Annotated in this window: 5 protein-coding genes and 2 pseudogenes; all 7 read right to left on the bottom strand. The window is 72.4% G+C overall.

Annotated features, from left to right (window positions below; translation table 11 throughout):
• Positions 1-606 (bottom strand): annotated as a pseudogene (locus AOK22_RS37805) (hypothetical protein); the annotation flags it as partial.
• Positions 607-677: 71 nt separating this feature from the next.
• Entirely contained in the window at positions 678-2,282 is a 1,605-nt protein-coding gene (gene cimA / locus AOK22_RS37800) for a citramalate synthase (protein ID WP_055703176.1), read from the bottom strand.
• Positions 2,283-2,656: 374 nt separating this feature from the next.
• Positions 2,657-3,925 carry a TolB family protein gene (locus AOK22_RS37795; RefSeq protein WP_055703175.1) on the bottom strand — a complete coding sequence of 423 codons (1,269 nt, stop codon included), beginning with the start codon at positions 3,923-3,925 and terminating at the stop codon, positions 2,657-2,659.
• An 86-nt stretch (positions 3,926-4,011) separates the two neighbouring features.
• Positions 4,012-4,146, bottom strand: a complete 135-nt coding sequence (locus tag AOK22_RS43815) for a hypothetical protein (protein ID WP_279617113.1) — start codon at positions 4,144-4,146, stop codon at positions 4,012-4,014.
• Between the two features lie 338 nt (positions 4,147-4,484).
• The gene (locus tag AOK22_RS37790) at positions 4,485-5,108 is read right to left on the bottom strand and encodes a TetR/AcrR family transcriptional regulator (RefSeq protein ID WP_055703174.1); all 624 of its coding nucleotides are present in this window, start codon (positions 5,106-5,108) and stop codon (positions 4,485-4,487) included.
• Positions 5,109-5,122: 14 nt separating this feature from the next.
• The gene (locus tag AOK22_RS37785; RefSeq protein WP_055703173.1) at positions 5,123-6,136 is read right to left on the bottom strand and encodes an agmatine deiminase family protein; all 1,014 of its coding nucleotides are present in this window, start codon (positions 6,134-6,136) and stop codon (positions 5,123-5,125) included.
• Between the two features lie 10 nt (positions 6,137-6,146).
• Positions 6,147-6,430, bottom strand: a pseudogene (locus AOK22_RS37780) (urease subunit alpha); the annotation flags it as partial.

The raw sequence follows: 6,430 nt of genomic DNA, 5'->3' as shown, positions 1-6,430 counted from the left end.
GGCGACGGCCACCACGCCGACCCCGACGAGCGCGCCCACCGGGACCCCGTCGTCCGAACCGCCGCCCCAGGAGTCCGGCGCCGAGCCGCCGGCCTGCACGACGGCCTGGTCGACGAAGTGGTTGAGCTGCCGGTTCGCGTCCTCGCCCTGGACGAGCGCGACGAGGTTGTCGACGGCGTTGGGCCGCAGGACCGAGCGGTCGGCCTTCGCGTCGAAGGCGCTGCCGAGCCGCACCGCGTAGACGCCCGTCACACCGGTCTCGGCGCGCAGCTTGCGGAAGAGGTCCTGCTGCGGGAAGTCGTCGGGCAGTACGGCCACGAAGACCGGCTTGTCCGCCTTCTTGATCTTCTGGGCGAGGGCGTCCGCCTGGGCGTCGGACAGCTGGTCCGACGCCGCGGGATCGACGTACACCGGACTCTTCTCCCAGGCGTCGGCGACCACCGACGCACTGGAAGCCGACAGCGCGCCCGGCCCGGCCGGAGCATCGGCTGCGGCCTGGGCGCCGGGCGCGGCCAGGGCCCCGGGCGCCGCCGTGATCGACACGGCTCCCAGGGCGAGCAGCAGCCCGGACAGTCCGACGGTGATCCGCTTCGTCCGATTCCTCATGCTTCGAACGTAACTCAGCGGCGCCGCCGACGGAGTCCCGGGGAGGGGCCGGCCCCGGGGCGGGCGGCGGGTTACTCGACCGGCTCGACGCCGGCCCGCAGCAGCCCGTACGTGTAGGCGTCCTCCAGGGCGCCCCACGACGCGGCGATGACGTTGTCCGCGACGCCGACCGTCGACCACTCGCCGACGCCGTCGGAGGTGGAGATCAGGACGCGTGTGGTCGACGACGTGCCGTGCTTGCCCTCCAGGATGCGGACCTTGTAGTCCACCAGCTCCAGCTTGGCGAGCTGCGGGTAGATCCGCTCCAGGCCCACCCGCAGCGCGCGGTCGAGCGCGTTGACGGGACCGTTGCCCTCGGCCGTGGCGACGATGCGCTCGCCCTTGGCCCACAGTTTCACGGTCGCCTCGTTGGCGTGCGTGCCGTCGGGGCGGTCCTCGACGATGGCCCGCCAGGACTCGACGCGGAAGTAGCGGCGCGCCCTGCCCTCGGCCTCCTCGCGCAGCAGCAGCTCGAAGGAGGCGTCGGCTGCCTCGTAGGTGTACCCCTTGAGCTCGCGCTCCTTGACGCGCGCCACGACGCGGCCGACCAGGTCGCGGTCGTCGCCGAGCTCGATGCCGAGCTCCTTGCCCTTGAGCTCGATGGAGGCGCGGCCCGCCATGTCGGAGACGAGCATGCGGATGCGGTTGCCGACGAGGTCCGGGTCGATGTGCTGGTAGAGGTCCGGGTCGACCTTGATCGCGGAAGCGTGCAGTCCGGCCTTGTGGGCGAAGGCGGAGACGCCGACGTACGGCTGGTGCGTCGAGGGGGTCAGGTTGACGACCTCGGCGATGGCGTGGGAGACGCGGGTCATCTCGCGCAGCGCGCCCTCGGGCAGCACCTGCTTGCCGTACTTGAGCTCCAGGGCCGCCACGACCGGGAAGAGGTTGGCGTTGCCGACGCGCTCGCCGTAGCCGTTGGCCGTGCACTGGACGTGCGTGGCGCCGGCGTCGACGGCGGCAAGGGTGTTGGCGACGGCGCAGCCGGTGTCGTCCTGGGCGTGGATGCCGAGCCGGGCGCCGGTGTCGGCGGCGACGGTGGCCACGACGGCCTGGACCTGCGCGGGCAGCATGCCGCCGTTGGTGTCGCACAGGACGACGACGTCGGCGCCCGCCTCGGCGGCGGCCCGTACGACGGACTTGGCGTACTCGGGGTTGGCGCGGTAGCCGTCGAAGAAGTGCTCGCAGTCGACGAAGACGCGCCGCCCCTGGCTCCGCAGATGGGAGACGGTGTCGCGGACCATCTCCAGGTTCTCGTCGAGGGTGGTGCGCAGGGCCAGCTCGACATGGCGGTCGTGGGACTTGGCGACCAGCGTGATGACCGGGGCGCCGGACGCGAGCAGGGCGTTGACCTGCGGGTCGTCGGCGGCCTTGGCCCCGGCGCGGCGGGTGGCGCCGAAGGCGACGAGCTGGGCGTGCCGGAAGGTGATCTCCTGCTGGGCCCGCGCGAAGAACTCGGTGTCGCGCGGGTTGGCGCCGGGCCAGCCGCCCTCGATGAAGCCCACGCCGAAGTCGTCCAGATGGCGGGCGATGGTCAGCTTGTCCGCGACGGTGAGGTTGATGCCTTCGCGCTGCGCGCCGTCGCGCAGCGTCGTGTCGAAGACATGGAAGGAATCGTCGGGTGTGCTGGTTTCCGTCATGCTGTCTGGCTCCTGTGTCGGATCTCGGTCTACCGGAAGGACCGGCTCCACCGCCCCCAATGATCCCGTGCGCTCCGCGCCCGGCTTCGGTTGGGCCGGGAAACGAAAAAACCCCTCGCGGGTGCGAGAGGTCTGCGCGCGGGTCGAGGACGACGGTGTCCGCCCGTACATGGTGGTACGAGGCGGTCACTGCGGACCGGCGCGCCTGCTGCCAATAATCATGGCGAACGAGAGCACGGGGGCATGCTGCCACAGCGCGCGCCTGCCGCGCGGCCTCGTCTCACCATGCGGGCGGCGCATGGACGCGCCGCCCGCATGGTGGACGTACCTCCCGTATCCGTCGAATCTCTCTGGCCCCTCTGGCCCCTCCTGCGTCAGCGCACGTGGCGCACGAAGATGTCCTGGCCGTCGTTCGTGTCGCCGGGCAGGAGCGTCTTGTCCGACGACTCGAAGGCGATCCGGCGGCCGTCGGCGGAGATGCCGCCGGGCAGGACGTTCGCCGTCGCGGCGCCGCCGTTCGCGTCCGGGGAGACGAGCGTGGTGGTGCCCGTCCTCAGGTCACGGAGGTAGGTGGGCCATTCCTTGCCGTACTCGCTGCCGGGCTCGGTGAGCTCCGACATGTAGGTGAGCCTGCGGCCGTCGGCGCTGATGGCGGGCGAGCGGGTGTACGCCTCGCCGGGGCCGCCCTGCGTGCCGTGGATCCGCTGGTTCCTGCCGGTGGCCACGTCGTGCACGAAGACGTTCCAGGCGGCGTCGGTGTCGTCGGGGACCAGGTGGGTGTCGCGGGACTCGAAGACGACCGTGCCGCCGTCGCCGCTGATGGAGGCGGCCAGGGACTCCTTCTCCGTCTTGGACCCGTCGTACGAGCGGTCGACCTGGGTCAGCTTCCCGGTGGCGCGGTCGCGCAGCCACAGGTCGCTCCAGTCGTCGCCGCGCGGGCCGTTGACGAAGGAGTTGGCGTAGACGACGTAGCGGCCGTCGTCGCTGACGGTCGGCGAGTGGGCGTTCCGCTCGCCGTCGCCGCCCGTGTAGGGGTGGCTGACGCGCTCGGTGGTGCCCGTCTTGCGGTCGCGCAGGAAGACCGCCGTGCCGTCGAACTGGGGTCCGTCCGTGCTGAAGACGGCGTAGCGGCCGTTGGCGCTGAGCGAGACGGTGCCCGCGCTGTCGCCGGGGAAGCCGTCGGGCAGCTCGACGTCGAGGCGCTCGGCCTTCTTGGTCACGCGGTCGTAGAGGCGTACGTCGCGGACGGTCGGCCATCCTTCGACGGTCGACGCGACGAACGCGACGTAGCGCCCGTCGGCGCTGATCGACGGGCTGCTCAACTCCCGCCCCTCCAGGGCGATCCGCTCGGTTCTGCCGCCGCGCAGATCGCGTACGAAGACGTCGTCCCGGCCGTTCGTGTCCCCGGCGACCAGGTTGGTGGCGGCGGACGCGAAGACGGCGAAGCGGCCGTCGCGGCTGATCGACTCCTGGGAGGAGCGGTCGTCGCCGGCCTTGCCGCCGGCCGTGACGCTGACGCCCTCGGTGCGGGGCGCCTTCACCGCGGCGGGCGCGGCGACGGCGGCGGGCAGGGCGGTGACGGTCGCGGCGACGACGCCGGCCGCGACGGCCAGGGCGAGTCGGCGGCGGTGGGTGCAGTACATGGTCGAATCCCCCGTGCTCTCTGTCGGTTCGTGGAACTGGTGGATCGGTCGGGTCGGTGCGCCTTCATTCGTCGGTGCGACTTCGTTCAAGGGACGTGGCGCACGAAGATGTCGCTGTCGCCGTTCGTGTCGTCCGGCACGATGTCCGTGTCCTCGAAGCTGTAGACGACGCCCTTGGCGGCGAGCGCCCCGGCGGTGGCGCTGCCGTGGCCGACGGTCACCTCGTGGCCGTCGCGGAGGTCGAGGTTCGCCCGCGCGTCCCCACCCCGTGTGCGCGGCGTAGCGGCCGTCGGACGAGACGGAGGCGCCGTCGGCCTCGGTCCCGTCAGCGGCGGAAGCCGGCACTCCCGTGGCGCCGGGTCCCAGGGCCAGCGCGGCACTTGCGGAAAGGCTCAAGGGCACACGTAAGGGCACCCCGTAGGACACCCGTCTGGCACTGGACACGGCTTCCCCCCAAGGCCTGTCTCTTCCCCCGGCCCGACATCAGGGCCCACGGGGATACAAACGCACCACCAGACGACACGCAATCCGCCGGATTGCGTACAACCTGGACGGGCCCCTAGGCGTCCGAGGCGGACGTCCCGGAAGCGAGCGTCCCGTCCAGGAACTCCCGGACGTGCGCGAGGACTTGCTCGCGCCCCGTGCCGCGCAGGCCGATCGCCACATGGATGGAGAAGCCGTCGAGCAGCGCCCGCAGGCGCGCCGCGAACCGGTCCGGGTCCACCGTGCCGAACTCGCCGCGCGAGACGCCCTCGGCGAGCAGCGCCACCAGGTCGCGGTGCCAGGCGCCCTCGATGGCGGCCTGCCGGTCGCGGCCCTCCTCGTCGGCGTTGAGGGAGCGGTTCCAGACCTCCAGCCAGAGCGTCCAGTGGGGGTCGCCCACGCCGTCGGGTACGTACAGACCGACGTAGGCGTCGAGGCGCTCGCGCGCCGTGCCCGCGCGGGCCAGGAGCCGGCCGCGCTCGGCGCCGAGGCGGCCCTCGCTCCACTCCAGGGTGCGCAGGAGCAGCTCGTCCTTGGTGCGGAAGTAGTAGAGGAGATGGCCGGAGCTCATGCCGACCGCGCGGCCGAGCGCTGCCATGGTCAGCTTCTCCAGGCCGCGCTCGGCGATCATCTCCATGGCGGCGGCCAACACGTCCTCACGCGGTGGGGCGTTCTTCCGCGCGCGGGCCTGACCGGCCATCCCGTACTCCTTGATCACACCTTCGGCTGCTGCTGGGTGATGCAGTGGATGCCACCACCCCCGGCAAAGATCGTACGGGCGTCGACGAGCGTCACGGTCCGGCCGGGGAAGAGACGGCGGAAGATGCCCGCCGCGACCTCGTCGTTCGGGTCGTCGAAGGCGCACAGGACGACGCCGTCGTTGCAGAGATAGTGGTTGATGTACGAGTAGTCGACCCAGCCCTCGTCGTCCTCGAGGACGGTCGGGGCGGGCACCTCGACGATCTCCAGGGTGCGGCCGTGGGCGTCGGTCTGACCCTCCAGGACCGCGACGATCTCCTTGCTGACCTCGAAGTCGGGGTGGGCGGGGTCCTGCTGGGAGTGGACGAGGACCACCCCGGGGGCGGCGAAGGCGGCGACGATGTCGACGTGGCCGCGGGTGCCGAACCGTCCGTAGTCGCCGGTGAGCCCGCGCGGCAGCCAGATGGCCTTCTCGGTGCCGATGCGGGCGTGGATCTCCTCCTCGACGCGCTCGCGGGTCAGGCCGGGGTTGCGGTGCGGGTCGAGCTGGACGGTGTCGGTGAGCAGGACGGTGCCCTCGCCGTCGACGTGGATGCCGCCGCCCTCGTTGACGAGGGGCGAGGGGTGCACGGGGACGCCCGCGAGGTCGGCGACGTGCCGGCCGATCTTCTCGTCGTGCTCCCAGCGGGCCCACTCCTGGGCGCCCCAGCCGTTGAACGTCCAGTCGACGGCGGCCAGGCGCCGCCCGTCGTGGACGAAGGTGGGGCCGATGTCCCGCATCCACGCGTCGTCGAGTTCGCGCTCGACCAGCTCCACGTCGGGGCCGAGGAGCGCGCGGGCCGACTCGGCCTGGCCGGTGCCGACGACCACGGTGACGGGCTCGAAGCGGCGCACGGCACGGGCCACGCCCGCCCAGGCGGCGCGCGCCTCGGCCAGTTCCCGCTCGGTGGTGAAGGTGGGGTTGGGGCCCGGCCACGCCATCCAGGTGCGCTCGTGCGGGGCCCACTCGGGGGGCATGCGGAAGGTCATCGCGGGGTCCTCACAGGAAGTACAGGCGGTTGAGGGAGACGGAGTCGGCGGGCTCGGAGCGGACCGGGTCGCCGTCGAGGGTGACGAGTCCGGTGCGCTGGTCCACGTCGACGGCTCCGGTGCGGGAGTTCAGGCGCAGGTCGGCGGGGCCGATGCCGCGGGTGCCGCGCACGGCGACCCTGCGACGGCGGGTGGGCATGGTGTCGTTGCCCTGGTCGACGGCGGCCTGGGCGACGAAGGCCACGGAGAGGTCGGCGGGCGCGGCGCCGTGCGCGCCGAACAGCGGGCCGAGGA

This window comes from Streptomyces silaceus, from assembly GCF_001419745.1.
GTDB classification, from domain to species: domain Bacteria; phylum Actinomycetota; class Actinomycetes; order Streptomycetales; family Streptomycetaceae; genus Streptomyces; species Streptomyces silaceus.
The sequence above is the reverse complement of the archived record's forward strand: the minus strand, read 5'-3'. Positions and strand labels throughout refer to the sequence as shown.